Source organism: Ruegeria sp. SCP10, from assembly GCF_040329495.1.
Classification (GTDB): Bacteria; Pseudomonadota; Alphaproteobacteria; order Rhodobacterales; family Rhodobacteraceae; genus Ruegeria.
Window position 1 is genome coordinate 228,744 of the sequence record NZ_JBDZYF010000002.1, and the last position, 19,308, is coordinate 248,051.

General features: G+C 59.1%; 19 protein-coding genes. 12 read left to right on the forward strand and 7 right to left on the reverse strand.

Annotated elements, in window-relative coordinates:
- Nucleotides 1-20: 20 nt before the first annotated feature.
- Complete coding sequence (locus ABLN87_RS07460; RefSeq protein WP_353008681.1) at nucleotides 21-2,210, forward strand: response regulator; 2,190 nt, start codon at nucleotides 21-23, stop codon at nucleotides 2,208-2,210.
- An 88-nt stretch (nucleotides 2,211-2,298) separates the two neighbouring features.
- Here ABLN87_RS07460 and yaaA read toward each other — a convergent pair whose 3' ends face one another.
- The 3 genes from yaaA to ABLN87_RS07475 form a co-directional block, all read right to left on the reverse strand.
- Entirely contained in the window at nucleotides 2,299-3,063 is a 765-nt protein-coding gene (yaaA, locus tag ABLN87_RS07465) for a peroxide stress protein YaaA (RefSeq protein ID WP_353008682.1), read from the reverse strand.
- 133 nt (nucleotides 3,064-3,196) lie between these two features.
- Entirely contained in the window at nucleotides 3,197-5,236 is a 2,040-nt protein-coding gene (gene recQ, locus ABLN87_RS07470) for a DNA helicase RecQ (protein ID WP_353008683.1), read from the reverse strand.
- Between the two features lie 78 nt (nucleotides 5,237-5,314).
- Entirely contained in the window at nucleotides 5,315-5,602 is a 288-nt protein-coding gene (locus ABLN87_RS07475; protein WP_353008684.1) for a YggT family protein, read from the reverse strand.
- A gap of 129 nt (nucleotides 5,603-5,731) precedes the next feature.
- Here ABLN87_RS07475 and ABLN87_RS07480 point away from each other — a divergent pair, with 129 nt between their 5' ends.
- From ABLN87_RS07480 to smpB, 10 genes are all read left to right on the forward strand, one after another.
- The gene (locus ABLN87_RS07480; RefSeq protein WP_353008686.1) at nucleotides 5,732-7,099 is read left to right on the forward strand and encodes an MFS transporter; all 1,368 of its coding nucleotides are present in this window, start codon (nucleotides 5,732-5,734) and stop codon (nucleotides 7,097-7,099) included.
- Nucleotides 7,096-7,959 carry a penicillin-insensitive murein endopeptidase gene (gene mepA, locus ABLN87_RS07485; RefSeq protein WP_353008688.1) on the forward strand — a complete coding sequence of 288 codons (864 nt, stop codon included), beginning with the start codon at nucleotides 7,096-7,098 and terminating at the stop codon, nucleotides 7,957-7,959. Before ABLN87_RS07480 ends, mepA begins: the two co-directional genes overlap by 4 nt.
- Entirely contained in the window at nucleotides 7,932-8,816 is an 885-nt protein-coding gene (locus ABLN87_RS07490) for an esterase-like activity of phytase family protein (protein ID WP_353008689.1), read from the forward strand. Before mepA ends, ABLN87_RS07490 begins: the two co-directional genes overlap by 28 nt.
- A gap of 91 nt (nucleotides 8,817-8,907) precedes the next feature.
- Complete coding sequence (locus ABLN87_RS07495; protein ID WP_353008691.1) at nucleotides 8,908-9,555, forward strand: queuosine precursor transporter; 648 nt, start codon at nucleotides 8,908-8,910, stop codon at nucleotides 9,553-9,555.
- A 263-nt stretch (nucleotides 9,556-9,818) separates the two neighbouring features.
- Complete coding sequence (arfB, locus tag ABLN87_RS07500) at nucleotides 9,819-10,238, forward strand: alternative ribosome rescue aminoacyl-tRNA hydrolase ArfB (protein WP_170379490.1); 420 nt, start codon at nucleotides 9,819-9,821, stop codon at nucleotides 10,236-10,238.
- Nucleotides 10,239-10,298: 60 nt separating this feature from the next.
- On the forward strand, nucleotides 10,299-11,045 hold the full coding sequence (locus ABLN87_RS07505; protein WP_353008693.1) for an SDR family oxidoreductase: 747 nt from the start codon (nucleotides 10,299-10,301) through the stop codon (nucleotides 11,043-11,045).
- Between the two features lie 81 nt (nucleotides 11,046-11,126).
- Nucleotides 11,127-12,140, forward strand: a complete 1,014-nt coding sequence (locus tag ABLN87_RS07510) for a P1 family peptidase (protein WP_353008695.1) — start codon at nucleotides 11,127-11,129, stop codon at nucleotides 12,138-12,140.
- A 111-nt stretch (nucleotides 12,141-12,251) separates the two neighbouring features.
- The gene (locus ABLN87_RS07515; protein ID WP_353008696.1) at nucleotides 12,252-12,665 is read left to right on the forward strand and encodes a c-type cytochrome; all 414 of its coding nucleotides are present in this window, start codon (nucleotides 12,252-12,254) and stop codon (nucleotides 12,663-12,665) included.
- Between the two features lie 198 nt (nucleotides 12,666-12,863).
- A complete protein-coding gene (gene idi / locus ABLN87_RS07520) occupies nucleotides 12,864-13,406 on the forward strand; it encodes an isopentenyl-diphosphate Delta-isomerase (protein WP_353008698.1) in 543 nt (180 codons plus the stop codon).
- Nucleotides 13,407-13,463: 57 nt separating this feature from the next.
- Entirely contained in the window at nucleotides 13,464-13,940 is a 477-nt protein-coding gene (gene smpB / locus ABLN87_RS07525) for an SsrA-binding protein SmpB (protein ID WP_170379480.1), read from the forward strand.
- Nucleotides 13,941-13,949: 9 nt separating this feature from the next.
- Here the strand turns inward: smpB and ABLN87_RS07530 are convergent, their stop codons facing one another.
- From ABLN87_RS07530 to panB, 4 genes are all read right to left on the reverse strand, one after another.
- Nucleotides 13,950-14,366 carry a VOC family protein gene (locus ABLN87_RS07530; protein ID WP_353008699.1) on the reverse strand — a complete coding sequence of 139 codons (417 nt, stop codon included), beginning with the start codon at nucleotides 14,364-14,366 and terminating at the stop codon, nucleotides 13,950-13,952.
- A 39-nt stretch (nucleotides 14,367-14,405) separates the two neighbouring features.
- The gene (gene glpK / locus ABLN87_RS07535) at nucleotides 14,406-15,884 is read right to left on the reverse strand and encodes a glycerol kinase GlpK (protein WP_353008700.1); all 1,479 of its coding nucleotides are present in this window, start codon (nucleotides 15,882-15,884) and stop codon (nucleotides 14,406-14,408) included.
- A gap of 72 nt (nucleotides 15,885-15,956) precedes the next feature.
- Nucleotides 15,957-16,808 carry a pantoate--beta-alanine ligase gene (gene panC / locus ABLN87_RS07540; RefSeq protein ID WP_353008701.1) on the reverse strand — a complete coding sequence of 284 codons (852 nt, stop codon included), beginning with the start codon at nucleotides 16,806-16,808 and terminating at the stop codon, nucleotides 15,957-15,959.
- The gene (gene panB / locus ABLN87_RS07545) at nucleotides 16,805-17,644 is read right to left on the reverse strand and encodes a 3-methyl-2-oxobutanoate hydroxymethyltransferase (RefSeq protein WP_353008702.1); all 840 of its coding nucleotides are present in this window, start codon (nucleotides 17,642-17,644) and stop codon (nucleotides 16,805-16,807) included. The genes panC and panB overlap by 4 nt, the downstream gene beginning before the upstream one ends.
- 169 nt (nucleotides 17,645-17,813) lie before the next feature.
- On the opposite strand from panB, the gene ABLN87_RS07550 reads away from it, so the two are divergent.
- Complete coding sequence (locus ABLN87_RS07550) at nucleotides 17,814-19,301, forward strand: ABC transporter substrate-binding protein (RefSeq protein WP_353008704.1); 1,488 nt, start codon at nucleotides 17,814-17,816, stop codon at nucleotides 19,299-19,301.
- Nucleotides 19,302-19,308: the final 7 nt, after the last annotated feature.

A 19,308-nucleotide genomic window follows, 5' to 3' on the forward strand; every position in this document is an offset into this window, starting at 1 on the left:
AACGAACGGGATCGAACGCAATGAGTCTTGCACAAAAGCTGGCCCAAGAACGACGCGCGCGCCTTGCGGCCGAGCGGATGCTGGAACTGAAACAAGCGGAATTGTCCTCGGCCAATCGCAAGTTGGGTCGCCACGCCATGGCCCTGACCAAGCGCATTGGCGAAACCCAGGCTGAGGTTGAGACGGTTCGTGGCGAGAATGAAAAGGTCAAATCCGATCTCACCGTTGCCAATGCAAAGATCGAAGTGGCTGAACGCCGCTTGTGGCATTCGATCCAGACCATTCAGGATGGGTTTGCCTTTTTTGACGGTGACAGTCGGCTGATCAGCGCCAACACCGCATATCTCAGCGTGTTCGAAGGGCTGGATGAGGTCGCGCCCGGTATCTCATACAGCCGCATACTGGAACTGCTGACCAGTGAAGGGATTGTAGACCTAGGTGCAGAAAACGCGTCCGAATGGTGCTGCCGAATGCAACGGCGATGGTCTCGTGCCAATCCTCCGCCAGAGGTGATTCAGCTGTGGAACGGCCAGTACATCCGCCTGATCGACCAGCGTGGCAGCGGGGGCGATGTGGTTAGCCTGGCGCTGAACATCACCGCCTCGGTCCGGCATGAGGCCGAGTTGCAGGCCGCCCGCGACAGGGCCGAAGCTGCGAACCGCGCCAAATCGGCTTTCCTTGCGAATATGAGCCATGAGATTCGCACGCCGATGAACGGTATCGTCGGCATGACCGAGCTGCTCTCTGAAACGCCGATGGACGAAGAACAACGCCTTTACGTCAATACGATCCGCAACTCGGGTGAAGCTTTGCTGGTCATTATCAACGATGTTCTGGATTACTCGAAAATCGAAGCCGACAAGCTGATCCTGCATCCTGAACAGTTCGATCTGGAACGCTGTATTCTTGAGGTTGCGATGCTGTTGCAGCCCAGCGTGCGCGACAAGGGCCTGACCCTGCTAATGGATTATGACCTGTTCCTGCCCACGCTTTTTGTCGGCGATCCGGGACGGGTGCGGCAGGTGCTGACCAATCTGGTGGGCAATGCAGTCAAGTTCACCACCGAAGGGCATGTGCTGATCCGCGTCACCGGCGTGCCCCATCCCGATCAGCAGCACTGCGACATCCACATTGCGATCGAGGATACCGGGATCGGAATCGAAGCCGACAAAATCGGGCATATTTTTGGAGAGTTCAATCAGGTCGAAGACGAACGCAACCGCCAGTTTGAGGGCACGGGTCTGGGCTTGGCCATCACCAAACGTCTGATCACGATGATGGGCGGCACGGTCTGGGTAGAAAGTGAACTGGGGCAGGGCTCGTGCTTTGGGTTCCGTATCTCTCTGCCTACGGCAGAAGGTCCGCAACCCGTGCCGCCTGACCTGGACGGGCGTCTGAAGAACGTCATGGTGGTCGAAGATCTGGCCGTGAACCGGGCGATCCTTGAAAAACAACTCAGCCGGATGGGCGCTGAGGTCACGGTCTGCGCATCGGGCAGCGAAGCCCTGTCAAAACTGGATGCATCGATTGATCTGATCCTCTGCGATCACGATCTGCCCGATATGGATGGGCTGGAACTGGCAACAACGCTGAAAGATCGCGGCTGGGCCGATCTGCCACTGGTGATCATGTCCGCCAATCCGGGCGTTATCCACGCCAATGCCGCGCGGCAGTTGATCGACGGTGTTCTGCAAAAACCCATACCACGGGCCGAGCTTTATAGTCGCCTGATTGCGCTGGGCAGCGCGGCGCTTAGCCCAGAACCCACCGCCGAGCCAGAGCACGAGGCCCTCGTTGAAGGCGGAAGGCTGATGCGTGTGCTGGCCGCTGAGGATAATCGTACCAATCAGTTGATCCTAAGAAAGATGGTGAAAGACCTGAACATCGAACTGCGCTTTGCCGGAAACGGGATTGAGGCGGTCGAGGCCTATCACGACTTTGCCCCCGATCTGATCTTTATGGATATTTCGATGCCGAAGATGGATGGCAAGCAGGCCACCGCCGAGATTCGTAGGCAAGAGGTCGAAACTGGACATCATGTGCCGATCGTGGCGCTGACAGCCCACGCCATGGCGGGGGACGATCAGGGTATTCTGTCAGCGGGGTTGGATCACTACCTGACAAAACCGCTGCATAAAAAGCTGATCCATCAGATGATCCTGGATCACCGTCCTGACGGTACGGCTCCGATCACACCTGAAACGGATTGAAACGGCCCCGCCGTCTTCTGTCCAAAAATACCTCGAGGAGCGCGAGTGGGAGGTCCCTCGCTCCAACCGCTTGCCCTGCCCATCAGGCTTAATAGGGCCGTACAAATACCGGTTTGTCAGCTTCTGACAAATCAGGGCGGTATGCATAGCCGCCGCTGTCAAATTCCAGCAACGCGCGCGGATCGGTCAGGCGGTGTTGAACAATGTATCGCGCCATCGCTCCACGGGCTTTCTTGGCGAAAAAGCTCACGATTTTCGGGCTGCCTGCCTTGTCTTCCATAAAGACTGGCGTGATCACACTCAGTTTCAGGGCCTTCAGGTCGACCGCACCGAAATACTCCTGACTGGCGCAATTAACCAGGATGTCGCTATCAACCTGTTCGGCCTGCGCATTCAGCGCCTTGCTCAGTTGGTCGCGCCAATACTCATACAGGTTTGTTCCCCGGCGGGTTTTTAGTTTGCTGCCCATCTCCAGCCGATAGGGCTGAATTGCATCCAGCGGGCGCAACACACCATAAAGGCCGGATAGAATGCGCAGATGATCCTGCGCCCAGGCCATCTCATCGGTATCCAGTGAGGCCGCTTCAAGCCCTTGATAGGTATCCCCGGCGAAGGCCAAGGCCGCGGGGCGGGTGGCGTCAGGCTCTGGCGTGTCGGAAAAAGCGCGATAGCGGTCACGGTTCAGACGCGCCAGATCATCGCTGAGGTCCATCAGCTTTTTCAGATCGCCAAGGGTCAGGTTGCGGGCGGTTTTTGACAGTCGGATTGCGTCGTCCTGAAAATCGGGTGCCGTAACCTCAACATCCCGCTCTGCCCAGTCCAGCCGCTTGGCCGGGGAAATCACTACCAGCATATCCGCCCTCTTTCCTTGCCCGTCCTGCGGTATCTAGGTCGTTTTGCGTTTTACCAAAAGAGCTTTTGTCGAAAGGTGCGGTCGACCGCAGGGAGAGGCAGCGTCTATTGGCACCATTGAAACGCGAAACGACCTAACCTGCATCCCGCAGGACGTCCAGAAAGGCAGCACCAAACCTTTCGTGACGGCGATCACCCAGCACCTGTTCGATCCCGCGCGGGTCATCCGGGCGCAACTGCGCCACCTTCGCCAGCTGCGAAGCCGAACAGGTCAGCGGTTTGTCGATTCCATCCGGGCCGCGCGACAATTGGGACTGAATTTCAAGCAAACGGTCATAAATCTCACCCTGATCTTGGCCTGCCAATTTGCGGCGCGCGGGGTGAACTGCAGCGGCCTCGCCCGCGATTACCTCAAGAAACGTGTCACCATAGCGTTCCAGCTTCTTCGCACCGACGCCGCCAATCCGGGCCATATCATCCAGCGTCATCGGGCGCTTTTCGGCCATTTCGATCAGAGTCCGGTCCGGGAAGATCACGTAGGCCGGAACACGGGCGGATTCCGCCAAGGCCCGACGCTTGGCCTTGAGCGCGCTCAGCAATGGAGCGTCTTCCTCGGACACCATCGCCTTGACCGCAGGGCGGCGCGTGGCCTTGCGGATCGTATCTTTGCGCAGATCAATCTGCGCCTCGCCCTTCAGGATTGGTTTCGCGGCCTCGGTCATACGCAGCGCGCCGTGGCGTTCGGGGTCGGGGCGCACCAGATCATGCCCCATCATCTGCCGGAAGATCGCTTGCCATTGCGGGCGGGACCATTCCTTGCCGATCCCCCAGGTGGACAACGTGTCATGGCGACGAGCGCGCGTTTTGTCGGTTTCATTGCCTAAAAGAATGTCGATCAGATGGCCTGCACCGAACCATTCTTCGGTGCGCAGGATCGCGGATAGGGCCATGCGGACCGGGGTGGTGCCATCGAACACCTCAGGCGGGGTATCGCACAGATCGCATTTACCGCAGGGTTCGGCCTGTTCCCCGAAGTACCCCAACAGGGTCTGACGGCGGCATTTCAGGGCTTCTGCCAATCCCAGCAAAGCGTTCAGCCGCGCGTGGTCGGCCATCCGCCGCTCGGGCGGGGCCAGCCCTTCATCGATCTGCGACCGGCGCAAGCGGATGTCGTCGGGGCCAAACAGCGTCAGCGTTTCGGCCGGGCCACCATCGCGGCCTGCGCGTCCGATCTCCTGATAATAGGCCTCGATGGATTTGGGCAGGTCTGCATGGGCCACCCAGCGGATGTCGGGCTTGTCGATCCCCATGCCAAAGGCCACGGTGGCCACCACGATCAAACCGTCCTCGCGGGCAAAGCGTGTTTCGACGATGCGACGGTCTTCAGGGTCCATGCCGCCATGATAATGACAGGCGATGTGCCCTTCCGCGCGCAGGGCTTGCGCCAGCACCTCTGTCTTGTTGCGGGTGCCGCAATAGACGATGCCTGATTGCCCTTTACGCGCGGCTGCAAAATCGAGGATCTGTTTGCGGGGCCCGTCCTTGGCGGCAAAGGCCAGATGGATGTTGGGTCGGTCGAAGCCACGCAGGAACTTGCGCGGCGCGGTCCCGTCGAACAGCTTTACGACGATCTCATCCTGTGTCTCTGCATCTGCGGTGGCGGTGAAGGCAGCCAAAGGAACACCCAAGCTGCGCCGCAGCTCTCCGATCCGCAGATAGTCGGGCCGGAAATCGTGGCCCCACTGACTGACGCAATGCGCCTCATCCACGGCGATCAGGTTGACATTGATCCGCCGCAGCATCCCTAACGCGGACCCGGCCGCCAGACGTTCTGGGGCCATGTAGAGGAGTTTCAACCGACCGGCCTCCAACGCCTCCCACACCGCATCAGTTTCTTCTGGGGTATTGCCCGAGGTCAGAGCGCCTGCCTCAACCCCTGCTTCCTGCAACCCGCGGACCTGATCGCGCATCAGGGCGATCAGAGGGGATATCACCACCGTCACCCCGTCGCGCAGCAGGGCAGGCAGTTGGAAACATAAGGATTTGCCGCCCCCTGTGGGCATGATCGCCAACACATTTTCGCCAGCGGTCACGGCGTCGACTATCTCCTCCTGCCCGGGGCGGAAGGCGTCGAATCCAAAGACATCTCGCAGCAAAGGCGCGGAGTCGAACATCTGCGGGGTGACCCTGTTTTAAGGTTTATCTGCTCTTAAGACAGGACAATCACATACTAAGATTCGGTGAACAAGGTCTCAGACGAAATAGACCATATTGTTTATAAGTATGATCCGCAGCGCATAGACGCCGATCAAAACAACTAAAGGCGTCAGATCAAGCCCGCCCATATTCGGCAGAAAACGGCGGATGGGACCATAAATAGGTTCTAGAATGCGGTTCAGCCCGTACCAAATTTGCGCCACAAGCTGTTGATGCAGGTTTAGCACTTGAAAGTTGATCAGCCAGCTCATGATCACATGGGCAAGAATGATGAACCAGACAATGTCCAGGATCAGCAGCAGGATTTGGATCAGCGACAGCATGGGCACTCCGTTCTTTCACCGGCAGAGACGTAAGCGCCCCGGCGGCAAAGAGCAAGTCTGCGCCAACTGAAAGCTTGCGAAATGGGTGAAACGCCCGTCTTATGACGTCAAAGAACAACAGGGGCAGAGATGGCAGAGATTTCCAGGCGGAAGCGCATTTGGGGCTGGTGGTTCTTTGATTGGGCCAGTCAGCCCTATCACACCCTCTTGGTGACCTTTGTCTTTGGTCCCTATTTTGCCGGGGTGGCGGCCGGCTATTATTCGGGCACGGGCTTGGATGCCGAGGCCGCCGCTGCGCAGGCACAAACCGTCTGGGCGAATTGCCTGACCATTACCGGATTGATCATCGCCTTTGGTGCTCCGCTGTTGGGGGCAATGGCAGATGTGTCGGGGCGGCGTATCCCGTGGATTTTTGCCTTTTCGGTGATGTATGCGGTGGGCTCGGCAGCGCTGTGGTACACGATGCCGGACGGGTCGAACATGTGGCTGATGCTGTCGGCTTTTGGCCTTGGTTTCGTGGGCGCGGAATATGCGCTGATCTTCATCAACTCTCAACTGCCCGATCTGGGCGACGACAGTGAAGTGGGCGAGATTTCGGGCTCGGGCTTTGCCTTTGGCTATTTCGGCGGGCTGATCTCACTGGCGATCATGCTGGCGCTTTTCGTGGAACAGCCCAACGGCAAGACGCTGATCGGGATGGACCCGCTGTTTGGGCTGGATGCGGCGCAACAGCAGGGCACTCGCTTTGTCGGGCCTTTCACGGCTGGTTGGTTCGTCCTGTTCATGGTGCCGTATTTCCTCTGGGTCCGCGATGATGCGCCTGCGGATAAAAAGGGCAGTATGGGTGAGGCGCTGAGCCTGCTTGCCAAATCCATTTCGAACCTGCGCCGTCGCCTGAGCCTGGCCAGCTATCTGGGCTCGTCCATGTTTTATCGTGACGCGTTGAACGGGCTTTACAGCTTTGGCGGCGTCTATGCCCGGTTGGTGCTGGAATGGGACCTGATCAAGATCGGTGTATTTGGCATTGTCAGCGTCCTAGCCTCGGCGATCTTTGCGTGGATCGGCGGCAAGATGGATAAAAAGTATGGCCCAAAGCCGGTTATCCTTGTGGCGATCTGGGTTCTGATCTTTGTGTGTGTGACCGTTGTGTCGATGGACCGAACGCAGGTTTACGGCATTTCGTTGCCCGAAGGGTCGGGCCTGCCCGATATGGTCTTCTTTGGTTGTGGAATCCTGATCGGCGGCATGGGTGGTATCCTGCAGTCGGCCAGCCGGTCGATGATGGTACGCCATACCGATCCTAAAACCCCGGTCGAAAGCTTTGGGCTGTATGGTCTGTCGGGCCGCGCCACGGCCTTTGCCGCACCCCTTCTGATCGGGATTGCAACAACTATAACCGGCAGTGCACGTCTGGGGGTGTCACCCATCATTCTGTTGTTTATTCTGGGTCTCATACTGATGCGCTGGGTGAAACCGGAAGGGGATCAGAGCAGATGACTTTAAGACGTTTTTTAGTCGCTTTGGCCGCACTTGTACTGGCAAGCACGGCGACGGCTGAACCTTTGGCGAAACAGCTGTTTGGGGCGAAACGGGTCAGCTCACAGCAAAAACCAGCCGCCTTCGGCAGTTATTCGCGCGGATGCGCGGCTGGATCGGTGCAATTGCCCGAAACCGGACCGACATGGCAGGCCATGCGCCTGTCGCGCAACCGCAACTGGGGGCATCCTGTTGCTATAGACTATGTGCAGGACCTCAGCCGGTTTGCCGCAAAGCAACCGGGGTGGAACGGCCTTTATGTCGGGGATATCAGCCAGCCAAGGGGCGGGCCGATGACATCGGGCCATCGATCTCATCAACTGGGTCTGGATATCGATATCTGGATGCTGCCAGGCGGCGATATGCGCCTGAGCCGCAAAGCACGCGAGAACCTTTCGTCAATTTCTCTGCGACGCTCGAACGGGGCCTTTGTGAACAATAACTGGACCAAGCAGCACCACGCCGTGCTGCGCGCGGCAGCGAAAGACAAGCGCGTGGCGCGGATATTTGTCTTTCCCGGGGCCAAGGTTCAGATGTGCAAGGATGAGAAAGGCAATCGTGCTTACCTGCGCAAGATCAGGCCCTGGTGGGGGCATCACTATCATTTCCACGTGCGCCTGAACTGTCCCAGGGGTTCAAAAGGCTGCGTTAATCAGGATCCGATCCCCAAGGGTGATGGCTGCGCCCAGGCGCAGGAATGGGTGAACAACATTCTCAACCCTCCGCCGCCCAACCCGAATGCGCCTGCCCCCAAGAAACGCCGGGAATATGTTCTGGCCGATTTGCCCAAACAATGCGCCGCCGTTTTATCGTCAAACTGATTGCTGCATGTCTGTGTGCCGGGTCGGTTGGGGCGGTTGAGGTCAAAACCGCCGCCCAGCTTGGCAGTTATGTCTGGAGGGACAACGCCGAGTGGTTCGGTGGTTTCTCGGCGATACATGTTTCGGATAAGGGGCGTCATCTGACGGTTCTCAGCGACCGCGCGACTCTGATGACGGCGCGTGTGGAACGTGATGGGGATCAGGTATCCGATATTCGCATTTTGGGCCATTGGCCGGTCTTATCCAGTACCGGCCGCATCATGCTGGGCTATGCAGGTGATTCCGAAGGGATCGCCATGGCCCCGGATGGCGGTTTTTATATCTCTTTCGAAGGTGTTCACCGCATCGCCTACTACCCCGCGCCGGGGACAAACGCCCGCGTCTTGCCGCGCCCCAACGCTTTTGACAATCTTGAGCGGAATGGATCGTTCGAAGGACTGGCGATCGACGACACGGGCCGCCTGTATACGCTCACTGAAAAAAGCCGCACGGTAGACGGTGATATCCCGGTCTATCGCTGGGATGGTCAGGCCTGGTCGACGCCTTTCGTGCTGCAGCAACGTGGGCAGTTCCAACCTGTTGCGGCCGATTTCGGCCCCGATGGCCGGTTCTATGTGCTGGAACGGACGGCATCCATTACCGGGTTTCGGTCGCGACTGCGGCGGTGGGATGTCTCTGGCGATACCCCGGAAGCAGAGGAAATCCTGTTCGAGACCAGCAAAGGCACGCATGACAATCTGGAGGGCCTATCCGTCTGGCGCGACGATCAGGGGCGACTGCGCGCCACGATGATCTCGGACGATAATTTTCTGGCGCTGCAACAGACCGAACTGGTCGAATATCTACTGCCCGATTGACAGGTGCAGGGCAAAGGTCTAAACGCACGGCTTGCCTTGGGATGAACCCTTGGCCAAGTCGCCGCTACCTTGTCAAAACGGGCATCTGAAAATGCAACGCTCTTATATTCCCGGCATCCTTGCCATGGCCGCCATTGTTGTGGCCTCGAACATTCTGGTCCAGTTCCTGATCCTTGATGGATTGCTGACCTGGGGTGCTTTCACCTATCCGCTGGCCTTCCTGGTCACCGACATCATGAACCGCGTCTATGGCGTGGGTCCGGCCCGCAAGGTCGTTTTTGCCGGGTTTGTCACCGGTATCATCTGCTCACTGATCGGCAGCCAGATCATGCTGCAGGGTGATGGGTTCACCTATGCCGCCGTGCCGCTGCGGATTGCGGTCGCGTCCGGCACCGCCTTCCTGATCGCGCAGTTGACTGATGTGACCATCTTCAATTCGCTGCGCGGTGGCCGCTGGTGGCGTGCTCCGCTGGTCTCGACCCTTGTCGGATCGGCGCTGGACACGGCGATCTTCTTTATGTTGGCCTTCTCGGCCTCGGTCACCTTCTTCGGTGCCAACGCCGATGCCGCGATCAACTGGGCATGGGAGCCTGTGCCGTTCATGCTGTCCGGACCGGTGGCTCCGCTCTGGGTTACGCTGGCTTTCGCGGATTGGTTGGTAAAGCTGTCACTGGCCCTGATTGCCTTGATCCCGTTCAAGGTGATCGTCGGCCGTCTGACCGCCGCACAGCCTGCCTAAAAAAGTGCTTTGAGAATGGCGCATCTTGTGTCAGGCTCAAAGTTAACCGCAACAGATAGAAAAGGAGGTGATCCAGTGTCAAGAAAGAGATTGGAGAGAGGTGTCGGAACAACCGGGGGGATCGCCTGCTAGGGCAGCCCTTGGCGGAGCGCTCGCTCCGGCTGGTCGATTGATCTAACCGACCCAACCTCCTGAACTTTCGCAGGGCCGTCCCACCGGGGCGGCCCTTTCTGTTTTCCCTGACGCCTTGTAAGGTCCGCCCAATGTTGCGCATCACCGACGATATCATCCTGCAAGACTGGGAAATGACCGAGAGCTTTGTACGCTCCTCCGGTCCCGGTGGGCAGAACGTCAACAAGGTCTCGACCGCTGTCGAACTGCGGTTCGAAGCCGCGCGTTCACCATCGCTGCCCGAGCCGGTGAAGAACCGCCTGAAACGTCTGGCCGGGCGCCGCTGGACGAAGGATGGTGCAATTATCATTCAATGCGAAGAAACCCGTTCTCAGGCCCGCAACCGCGAGATCGCGCGCACCCGATTGGCTGAGCTGATCGCCCGAGCGCTGGTCAAACCCAAGCGGCGGATTGCCACCAAGCCTACCTACGGTTCGGTCAAACGCCGTCTGGCCGCGAAAAAGGCACGTGGCGACGTCAAGGCGCTGCGGGGGAAAGTATCTGAAGATTGATCTGGTATCTCGCCGACCCGTTGATACTCTGACCCGCAAAAGCGGCAGGAGGGTAACACCATGAGGCTGGAGGGGAAAACGGCAATCGTCACCGGCGGCGCGTCCGGGTTCGGGGCCGGGATCGTACAGACGTTTCTGGCCGAAGGCGCGCGTGTGATGATCGCTGACATCAACGGCGACGCGGCGCAGGACCTGGCGGCCCAACTGGGCTCCGCCGCCAAGGCGCAGCAAGTGGATGTTAGCGACGGCGCGTCGGTTCAGGCGATGGCCGACGCGGTCGAGGCCGCCTATGGGCAACTCGACATTCTGGTCAACAACGCTGGCGTCACCCATCTGCCCACCCCGCTGGAAGACGTCAGCGAAGAAGACTTCGACCGTGTCTTCAACGTGAACATGAAGTCCGTTTACCTGACTGCCCGCACCTTTGTCCCGGCGATGAAGGCGCAGGGCGCGGGGGCGATCCTAAACGTCGCCTCAACCGCCGGGCTGTCGCCGCGCCCCAATCTGAACTGGTACAATGCCTCCAAGGGCTGGATGATCACCGCGACGAAAACCATGGCTGTCGAACTGGCCCCTTCGGGTGTGCGCGTCAACGCCATCTGCCCGGTTGCGGGGGAAACGCCACTGCTGAAATCCTTCATGGGTGAAGACACGCCCGAGATTCGCGCCAAATTCCTCTCGACCATCCCGCTCGGTCGCTTCTCAACCCCTCAGGACATGGCCAACGCGGCCCTGTTCCTCTGCTCGGACGAGGCCAGCATGATCACCGGCACAGCGCTTGAGGTCGACGGTGGCCGCTGTATCTGATCCGCTCTTCTTCTGTTCAAAAACACCTCCGCCGGAGGCAGCGCACCTGCGCGCTTTCCGCCCCAAACATCGCAGATTGCAATGACCCCTGGATCCAGAAACCTGATCACCGATATCCCCGGCCTTAAGGTCGGCAACGCCCAGGATGAGGATCTCAAATCCGGCACAACCATCCTCACGGCGGACGCTCCATTCACTGCTTCGGTTCACGTAATGGGCGGCGCGCCCGGAACACGCGAGACCGATCTTCTGGCCCCCGATAAATCGGTCGCCCATGTCGACGCGATCGCCCTGTCTGGCGGATCAGCCTTTGGGCTGGACGCATGCTCGGGCGTGTCAGATGCGCTAAGGGCCCAAGGCCGGGGATATCCGGTCGGCAACGCTGCGGTCCCTATCGTCCCCGGCGCGATCCTGTTCGATCTATTGAATGGCGGCAACAAAGACTGGCCCGAAAACCCCTACCGCGCATTGGGGCAGCGCGCTTTTGAGACGGCCAGCGAAGACTTTGTACTAGGCACAGCTGGCGCAGGAACCGGTGCCTTGGCTGCGATGCAGAAGGGCGGGTTGGGCTCGGCTTCAGCAGTGCTGGACACGGGCATCACGGTGGGTGCACTTGTTGCGGCCAATCCGATGGGGAGCGTTACCACCCCCGGCGACCGGCATTTCTGGGCGACACCATTCGAACAAGGTGAGGAATTTGGCGGTTTAGGTCCTGATCCGCGCGCCGGATTGGGCCAGCCGGATGCGAGCCGCAAGGCCAGCGCAATGCGGGCCGATCCCGAGAGATCGAATACCACAATCGCCATTGTTGCCACCGATGCGGCCTTGTCAAAATCTCAATGCTACAGGCTGGCCGTCGCCGCGCATGATGGCATCGCGCGCGCGGTTTTGCCTGCCCACACGCCGGGGGACGGTGATTTGGTTTTTGGCGTCAGCACAGGCAAGGCGCAGTTAGCCAATCATACCGAACTTGGGATGATCGGCCATGCGGCTTCGCTCTGTCTGGCGCGGGCCATCGCGCGCGCGATCTACCTCGCCTCACCCGCGTCTGGCGACCTGCTACCGTGCTGGTCACAGCTCAACCAAACCGGCTAGGTCCGGCGTTTTGCCACAGCGACACAGACCCGCGCGCGGCAATCTGCGCGTTGACTCATTGGCGCTCCGAAGCTCCTTCTAGGCCAGCCACGTAAATCTGGAGCAAAGACAATGAATCGTTTCCTCGCCACCACAATCGTCGGCCTGCTTGCCTTGCCTGTTTATGCAGAAGGGGATGCAGAGGCGGGCAAGAAAGCCTTCAACAGATGCAAATCCTGCCACATGATCGCCGACCCTGCGGGTGATGTGATTGTAAAAGGCGGCAAAACCGGACCAAACCTTTACGGGGTCGCAGGCCGTACCGCAGGGACCTTGGAAGGGTTCAAATACGGTGACAGCATCGTCGAAGCCGGTGAAAACGGGCTTGTCTGGGACGAAGAGAGTTTTGTCGCCTATTCTCAGGACCCCAGATCGTTCCTCAAGGAATATCTGGATGACACTGCGGCCAAGTCAAAGATGAGTTTCAAACTGAAATCCGGTGGCGAGGATGTCTATGCCTATATCCTCAGCGTATCAGGCGAATAAGATTTCAGATGACCCGATGACATATCGAAAAGCCGCCGCACCTGCGGCTTTTCGTAAGGTTGATAATCCGACCAATCATTGCCATTTTGTCCCAACGCGGCCCGATCCAGGGCCGACGGGCCCCGATGCCAAGCCGATCCGGCCATAGCACCACATCAAAGTTCGCCAGTCCGATGGATCGGCATCAGGAGACGACATATGGGAATCATGATCCCGGCTTGGGTTGATGGTGAGTTGACCCCCGTGGACAAACTTGAGGCGCATGAAAAAGGCCTCAGGCACAAGGCTGTCTCTGTCTTTGTGGTGCGCGGCACTGAAATTCTGATGCAGCGCCGGGCGTTGGGCAAGTATCACACCCCGGGCCTATGGGCGAACACCTGTTGCACCCATCCTGACTGGGATGAAGGTGCCTCAGCCTGTGCAGTGCGCCGTTTGCGCGAAGAACTCGGGATCACCGGACTGTATCCCGAGTACCGCCACCGTCTGGAGTATCATGCCGATGTGGGCAACAACCTGATCGAACATGAGGTGGTGGACGTTTTCCTAGCACATGTACGTGGCCCGCTGAAGATCGAGCCGAACCCGGACGAAGTGATGGATATTCGCTGGATCGATTATCACGATCTCCTGGCCGAGGTGCAGCGCCACCCGGAACGCTTTACACCCTGGCTCAAGATCTATCTGCACAACCATTCAGATACAATTTTCGGCCCGGACCTGATCATTTCCGCACAATCCTGATATCAAAGCCTGTGCTGGCCTTGCATGGCGGGTTCAAGCCGCCTAAATCAACGCGTCATGGCTAAGCAGAAGACTGATCCAAACTACAAAGTGATCGCCGAAAACCGGCGTGCCCGTTTCGACTACGCGATCGAAGAGGATATCGAGTGTGGCATCATGCTGGAAGGCTCCGAGGTTAAATCCCTGCGGGCCGGTGGATCGAACATCGCCGAAAGCTATGCCTCGGTTGATGATGGCGAGTTGTGGCTGATCAATAGCTACATCGCGCCGTATGAGCAGGCCAAGGTGTTCAAGCACGAAGAACGCCGCCGCCGTAAGTTGCTGGTCTCGCGCAAGGAATTGTCGAACCTGTGGAATGCAACGCAGCGCAAAGGCATGACACTGGTGCCGTTGGTTCTGTATTTCAATCACAAGGGCCGGGCCAAGCTGAAGATCGGGATCGCCAAAGGTAAAAAGCTACACGACAAGCGTGAGACGCAGGCCAAGCGAGACTGGTCACGCCAGAAGCAGCGATTGATGAAAGATCACAGCTAGGTCGCGACGTTAGTCGTCCCGCCCAGGCTCGCTCGGATTGCTGGAGAATAGAGCAATCTTGTTGCCCTGCGGATCACGCAGGTATCCGACATAGAATCTGGGTCCATAAGCGGCACGAAAACCCGGCGCGCCTTCGTCTGACCCACCAGCAGCCAGAGCGGCGGCATGCAAATCACGCACTTGCTGCTGATTTTGCGCCTCGAATGCGGTCATTGACCCGTTGCCTGCCGAGGCGGGTGCTCCGTCAAAGGTGGGTTTGACGTAGAACTCGGGCAACACCGGTGATTGGTCCGGTTCCACAGGCAAGGCGTAGCTTAGACCTTCGGGCCCTTCCTCAAGCTCATAGCCCAGCGCAGGCATGAAGGCCGAATAGAACCGCTTGGCCCGTGCGACGTCATCGGTACCAACGGTGACATAGGCGATCATTTTATCCCTCCTCGTCTTGGAGGCCCAAGACAATAGATTTTAGAATGACATGGCCGCCTGTACAGCACGTTGCCAGCGGGCATAGGCGGCATCGCGGGCATCCTGCGCCATCTGGGGCTCAAAGCGTTTATCAAGCTGCCAGGTCTCGGCGAACCCGTCCTGATCAGGATAGACGCCCGCTTTCATGCCGGCCAGCCATGCCGCGCCCAATGCAGTTGTTTCCTGCATGACCGGGCGATCCACCGGAGCCCCCAGACAGTTCGACAGGCCCTGCATGGTCCAGTCTGACGCGCTCATCCCGCCATCGACGCGCAGGATCACATTGGCCTCGGCGCCCCAATCGCCTTGCATTGCATGCCACAGGTCGCGGGTCTGGTAGGCGATGCTGTCCAGCGTGGCGCGGGCAATCTCGGCCCGGCCTGAATTGCGCGTCAGCCCGAACATCGCGCCCCGGCAATCAGGCTTCCAATAGGGTGCACCAAGGCCGGTGAAGGCAGGGACCAGAACCACATGCTGAGTCGGGTCGGCCTGCGCCGCCAGATCACCGCTTTGCGGGGCGGCATCGATGATTTTCAGTGCATCTCGCAGCCATTGCACTGCTGCGCCGGCGATGAAGATTGAGCCTTCCAGCGCATAGGTCTTTTGCCCGTCTAACTGATAGCCAATGGTGGTCAGCAAACGGTTTTTTGAGGCGACGGGCTGCGCGCCAGTGTTCAGCAGCGCAAAACACCCGGTGCCATAGGTTGATTTCATCATGCCGGGTTGAAAGCAGGCCTGACCGATCGTGGCGGCCTGCTGATCCCCTGCGACACCCAGAATTGGGATATTGCCACCCAGCAGGGACGTGCTGCCAAAATCAGCCGCGCAATCCAGCACCTCTGGCAGCATCGTCAAGGGCACGTCCAGCAGATCACAAATCTCGGCGCTCCATTCACCCTTGTGAATGTCGAACAGAAGGGTGCGTGCGGCGTTGGTCGCATCGGTGACGTGGCTACGGCCTTCGGTCAGACGCCAGATCAGAAAGCTGTCGATGGTGCCGAACAGCAGCTCTTGGGCCTCGGCCCGCGCGCGGGCTCCGTCGACGGTATCCAGCAGCCATTTCACTTTGGTGCCCGAGAAATAGGGGTCCAGCAACAGCCCGGTTTGGGCCGTCACATCATCCTCGCACCCGGCTTGTTTGTAGCGGGCGCAGATCTCGGCGGTGCGACGGTCCTGCCAGACGATGGCGTTGTGGATGGCTTTGCCGGTGGTCTTGTCCCAGACCACGGTGGTTTCGCGCTGATTGGTGATGCCGATCCCGGCGATCTGGTCGGCCGAGACGCCGCTGGTCTCCATAACCTCACGGCAGACGGTCAGAACGCTGTCCCAGATATCCTCAACATCATGTTCAACCCAGCCTTCCTGCGGAAAATGCTGGGGAAATTCGCGCTGGGCGGTGCCGACGGCCTGCATTTGTGCGTCGAACAAGATCGCGCGCGAGGACGTGGTGCCCTGATCGATTGCCAGAATATAGGTCATTGCCTGCGCTCCTCCCCCGCATGGTTTTGCGGGACTTTAGCGCAAACACTCGCGCAGGGGCCAGAGCAGAAATCAGGCCGCCGGAATGGGGATATTGTCGATCAGGCGCACGCCATCGGCCCATGCGGTGATGAACAGCCGGGCCGGGCGGGATGCGTTGGGCAGGGGCTCAAGCGTTTCGGCACAACGCAGGTCGATATATTCCACCTCGGTGAACCCAGCGGCCAGCAGGTCATCCCTGGCTTGCTCTGCAAGTGGCTCGAACGGTGCGCCGGCGGCGAGTTCTTTGGCCATCGCTTGCATAAGCGTGTTCTTTCGCGCTGCGATCTCAAGCCCGTTGGCCGACAGCCGCAGATTGCGCGATGACATGGCCAAACCCGAGGGCTCGCGGACCGTGGGGCAGCCCACAACTTCAACGGGGATGTCCAGATCACGTGCCATACGTCGGACCACCAGCAGTTGCTGATAATCTTTTTCGCCGAAATAAGCTTTATCCGCCTGCGTTTGCAGGAAAAGTTTGGCGACCACTGTGGCGACGCCCTCGAAATGGCCCGGGCGGAAGGGACCCTCCATCATATCAGTGAGGCCGCCGACGGTCACAGTGGTTGAAAAGCCTGCCGGGTAGATTTCATCGGGATCGGGCACATAGATCGCATCAACACCGTAAGGGACCAGCTTTTGCGCATCCTCGCTCTCGGTACGCGGATAATTGGCCAGATCTTCGGGGTTGTTGAACTGTTTGGGGTTCACAAAGATCGTGACGATCACGCGGTCAGTGCCTGCCTTGGCGGCCTGAACCAGTGACAGATGCCCCTGATGCAGCGCGCCCATTGTGGGCACAACGCCGATGGTGTCGCCGTTGCGGTGCCATTCGGTCGTCAAGGCGCGCAGATCGGCCAGCCGACGCAGGATCGGTGCGGTCATCCCTTTGGCCCTTTGGCAGGGGCCTGATCGGCAAAGACATGTTCATCCGCCGGGAAACTGCGCGCGCGCACCTCGGCGGCGTATTCGGCTATCGCGGCTTCGGCCAACCGGCCCAGTTCGGCATAGCGTTTGACGAATTTCGGTTTGAACGCCGTGAAAAAGCCCACCATATCGTCAACCACAAGGATTTGCCCATCGCACCCGGCAGAGGCGCCGATACCGATGGTCGGGATCGCTACTTCGTTGGTGATCTGATCGGCCAGATTTTGCGGAACTTTCTCTAACACGACGGAAAACGCGCCCGCCTCGGCCACCGCATGGGCGTCGGCCAGCACGGCATGCGCTTGGTCATCCCGGCCCTGAACCTTGTACCCGCCCAGCGTGTTGATCGACTGCGGCGTCAGGCCGATATGGGCCATCACCGGAATGCCGCGCTTGACCAGAAAGCGGATGGTCTCGGCCATCTCGACCCCGCCTTCCAGCTTAATAGCCCCCGCACCGGTCTCCGCCATCAGACGGGCGGCATTGAGGAATGCATCGGCAGGAGAATGTTCATAACTGCCGAAGGGCATGTCGATGACCATCATTGCACTGTCCAACCCACGGGCAACGGCCTGCCCGTGCAGGATCATCATCTCCATCGTCACGCCAAGGGTCGATTCCAACCCGTGCAGCACCATGCCAACGCTGTCACCCACCAGCACAAAGTCGCAATGGGTGTCCATCAAACGCGCCATCGGGGTGGTATAGGCGGTCAGGCTGACCAGCGGCTCGCCTCTCTTCCGGGCGCGAATATCCTCGGCGTTTGGGGCTTTTTTCCGGGCGGTGGCGCTCATGTTCGCTCCTTGCGGGGTTCATGTTGCAGTGCGGCATAGCAGATCGGGCAGGGCCCACGAAACCCCGGTTGCGCGAACATTTCCTTGAATGACCTTAGGTTTAAAGGAACACTGGGCCCAGAAAGCCCGCAAACACGCGGCTGCGTTGACTTCAACGGGGAGAGTTTCCATGACTAAGCAGGTGTTTCGAACCTTTGGCTCGGTGCTGGCGCTAAGCGCCGGATTGCTGGCGACACAAGCGATGGCTCAATCGGACATTACAATCGCCATGCAGTTAGAGCCGCCTCATCTGGACCCGACCAGCGCGGCTGCTCAGGCCATCGATTCGGTGGTCTACACCAATATCTTCGAAGGTCTGACCCGGTTCATGGGCGATGGTTCGGTTGTACCGGGGCTGGCGGAAAGCTGGGAAATCTCGGATGACGGCACCGTCTATACCTTTAAGCTGCGCGAGGGTGTGAGTTTTCACGACGGCAGTGCGATGGATGCTGAGGATGTCAAATTCAGCCTTGATCGCGCAATGGCAGAAGACAGCGCCAACGCGCAGAAGGCTCTGTTTGCCGGGATTGAAAGCGTCGAGGCGGTGGATCCGCTGACCGTCAAGGTGACCCTGTCCGAACCAAACGGTAACTTCTTGTTCAACATGGCCTGGGGTGATGCGGTGATCGTGGCCTCTGAGAGCATCGATGATATCAAGACAAACCCAGTGGGGACCGGAGCCTTTACCTTTGGCGAATGGGTGCAGGGCGACAGCATCACATTGAACCGCAATCCTGACTATTGGGGTGATCAGCCCGCGTTAGAGAGTGCGACGTTCAAATTCATCTCGGACCCGACTGCCGCTTTTGCGGCCATGATGGCCGAAGATGTGGATGTTTTCGACAATTTCCCCGCGCCCGAGAACCTGCCTCAGTTCGAGGCTGACCCACGGTTCCAGGTTCTTGTTGGCTCGACCGAGGGTGAAACGATCCTGTCGACCAACAACAAGCAAGCGCCGTTTGATGATATTCGCGTCCGGCAGGCTCTGGCTCATGCGATTGACCGTCAGGCCATCATTGACGGAGCCATGTTCGGCTACGGCACGCCCATCGGCACCCATTTCGCACCGCATAACCCGGCCTATGTCGATTTGACCGGGCAGTCTGCCTATGATCCGGAAAAGGCCAAGGCTATGCTGGCTGAGGCCGGGTTTGCCGAAGGCTTTGAGACTACGCTGCACCTGCCGCCGCCCTCCTATGCGCGCCGGGGTGGAGAGATCATCGCCGCTCAATTGGCCGAGGTTGGGATCACCGCCGAGATCATTAATGTAGAATGGGCGCAATGGCTGGAATCGGTGTTCAAGGGCAAGGATTTCGGCCTGACCATCGTCAGCCATACTGAGCCGATGGATATCGGTATCTATGCGCGGCCCGACTATTACTTCCAATATGACAGCACGGATTTTCAGGCCCTGATGGAGTTGCTGAACACCACCACTGACCCCGAGGAACGGGCACGGTTGATGGGCGAAGCGCAGCGCCTGATTTCCAACGACTACGTCAACGGGTACCTGTTCCAGTTGGCTAAACTGGGTGTGGCCAAGGCAGGCGTACAAGGGCTGTGGCAAAACGCGCCGACGGCGGCCATTGATCTGACAGCTATCAGCTGGGCGGAGTAGCGTTCAG

Excerpts from the sequence above, each read along its gene's own strand:
- ABLN87_RS07460 (WP_353008681.1), top strand. The coding sequence starts at position 21 with ATGAGTCTTGCACAAAAGCTGGCCCAAGAACGACGCGCGCGCCTTGCG.
- yaaA (WP_353008682.1), bottom strand. The coding sequence starts at position 3,063 with ATGCTGGTAGTGATTTCCCCGGCCAAGCGGCTGGACTGGGCAGAGCGG.
- recQ (WP_353008683.1), bottom strand. The coding sequence starts at position 5,236 with ATGTTCGACTCCGCGCCTTTGCTGCGAGATGTCTTTGGATTCGACGCC.
- ABLN87_RS07475 (WP_353008684.1), bottom strand. The coding sequence starts at position 5,602 with ATGCTGTCGCTGATCCAAATCCTGCTGCTGATCCTGGACATTGTCTGG.
- ABLN87_RS07480 (WP_353008686.1), top strand. The coding sequence starts at position 5,732 with ATGGCAGAGATTTCCAGGCGGAAGCGCATTTGGGGCTGGTGGTTCTTT.
- mepA (WP_353008688.1), top strand. The coding sequence starts at position 7,096 with ATGACTTTAAGACGTTTTTTAGTCGCTTTGGCCGCACTTGTACTGGCA.
- ABLN87_RS07490 (WP_353008689.1), top strand. The coding sequence starts at position 7,932 with ATGCGCCGCCGTTTTATCGTCAAACTGATTGCTGCATGTCTGTGTGCC.
- ABLN87_RS07495 (WP_353008691.1), top strand. The coding sequence starts at position 8,908 with ATGCAACGCTCTTATATTCCCGGCATCCTTGCCATGGCCGCCATTGTT.
- arfB (WP_170379490.1), top strand. The coding sequence starts at position 9,819 with ATGTTGCGCATCACCGACGATATCATCCTGCAAGACTGGGAAATGACC.
- ABLN87_RS07505 (WP_353008693.1), top strand. The coding sequence starts at position 10,299 with ATGAGGCTGGAGGGGAAAACGGCAATCGTCACCGGCGGCGCGTCCGGG.
- ABLN87_RS07510 (WP_353008695.1), top strand. The coding sequence starts at position 11,127 with ATGACCCCTGGATCCAGAAACCTGATCACCGATATCCCCGGCCTTAAG.
- ABLN87_RS07515 (WP_353008696.1), top strand. The coding sequence starts at position 12,252 with ATGAATCGTTTCCTCGCCACCACAATCGTCGGCCTGCTTGCCTTGCCT.
- idi (WP_353008698.1), top strand. The coding sequence starts at position 12,864 with ATGGGAATCATGATCCCGGCTTGGGTTGATGGTGAGTTGACCCCCGTG.
- smpB (WP_170379480.1), top strand. The coding sequence starts at position 13,464 with ATGGCTAAGCAGAAGACTGATCCAAACTACAAAGTGATCGCCGAAAAC.
- ABLN87_RS07530 (WP_353008699.1), bottom strand. The coding sequence starts at position 14,366 with ATGATCGCCTATGTCACCGTTGGTACCGATGACGTCGCACGGGCCAAG.
- glpK (WP_353008700.1), bottom strand. The coding sequence starts at position 15,884 with ATGACCTATATTCTGGCAATCGATCAGGGCACCACGTCCTCGCGCGCG.
- panC (WP_353008701.1), bottom strand. The coding sequence starts at position 16,808 with ATGACCGCACCGATCCTGCGTCGGCTGGCCGATCTGCGCGCCTTGACG.
- panB (WP_353008702.1), bottom strand. The coding sequence starts at position 17,644 with ATGAGCGCCACCGCCCGGAAAAAAGCCCCAAACGCCGAGGATATTCGC.
- ABLN87_RS07550 (WP_353008704.1), top strand. The coding sequence starts at position 17,814 with ATGACTAAGCAGGTGTTTCGAACCTTTGGCTCGGTGCTGGCGCTAAGC.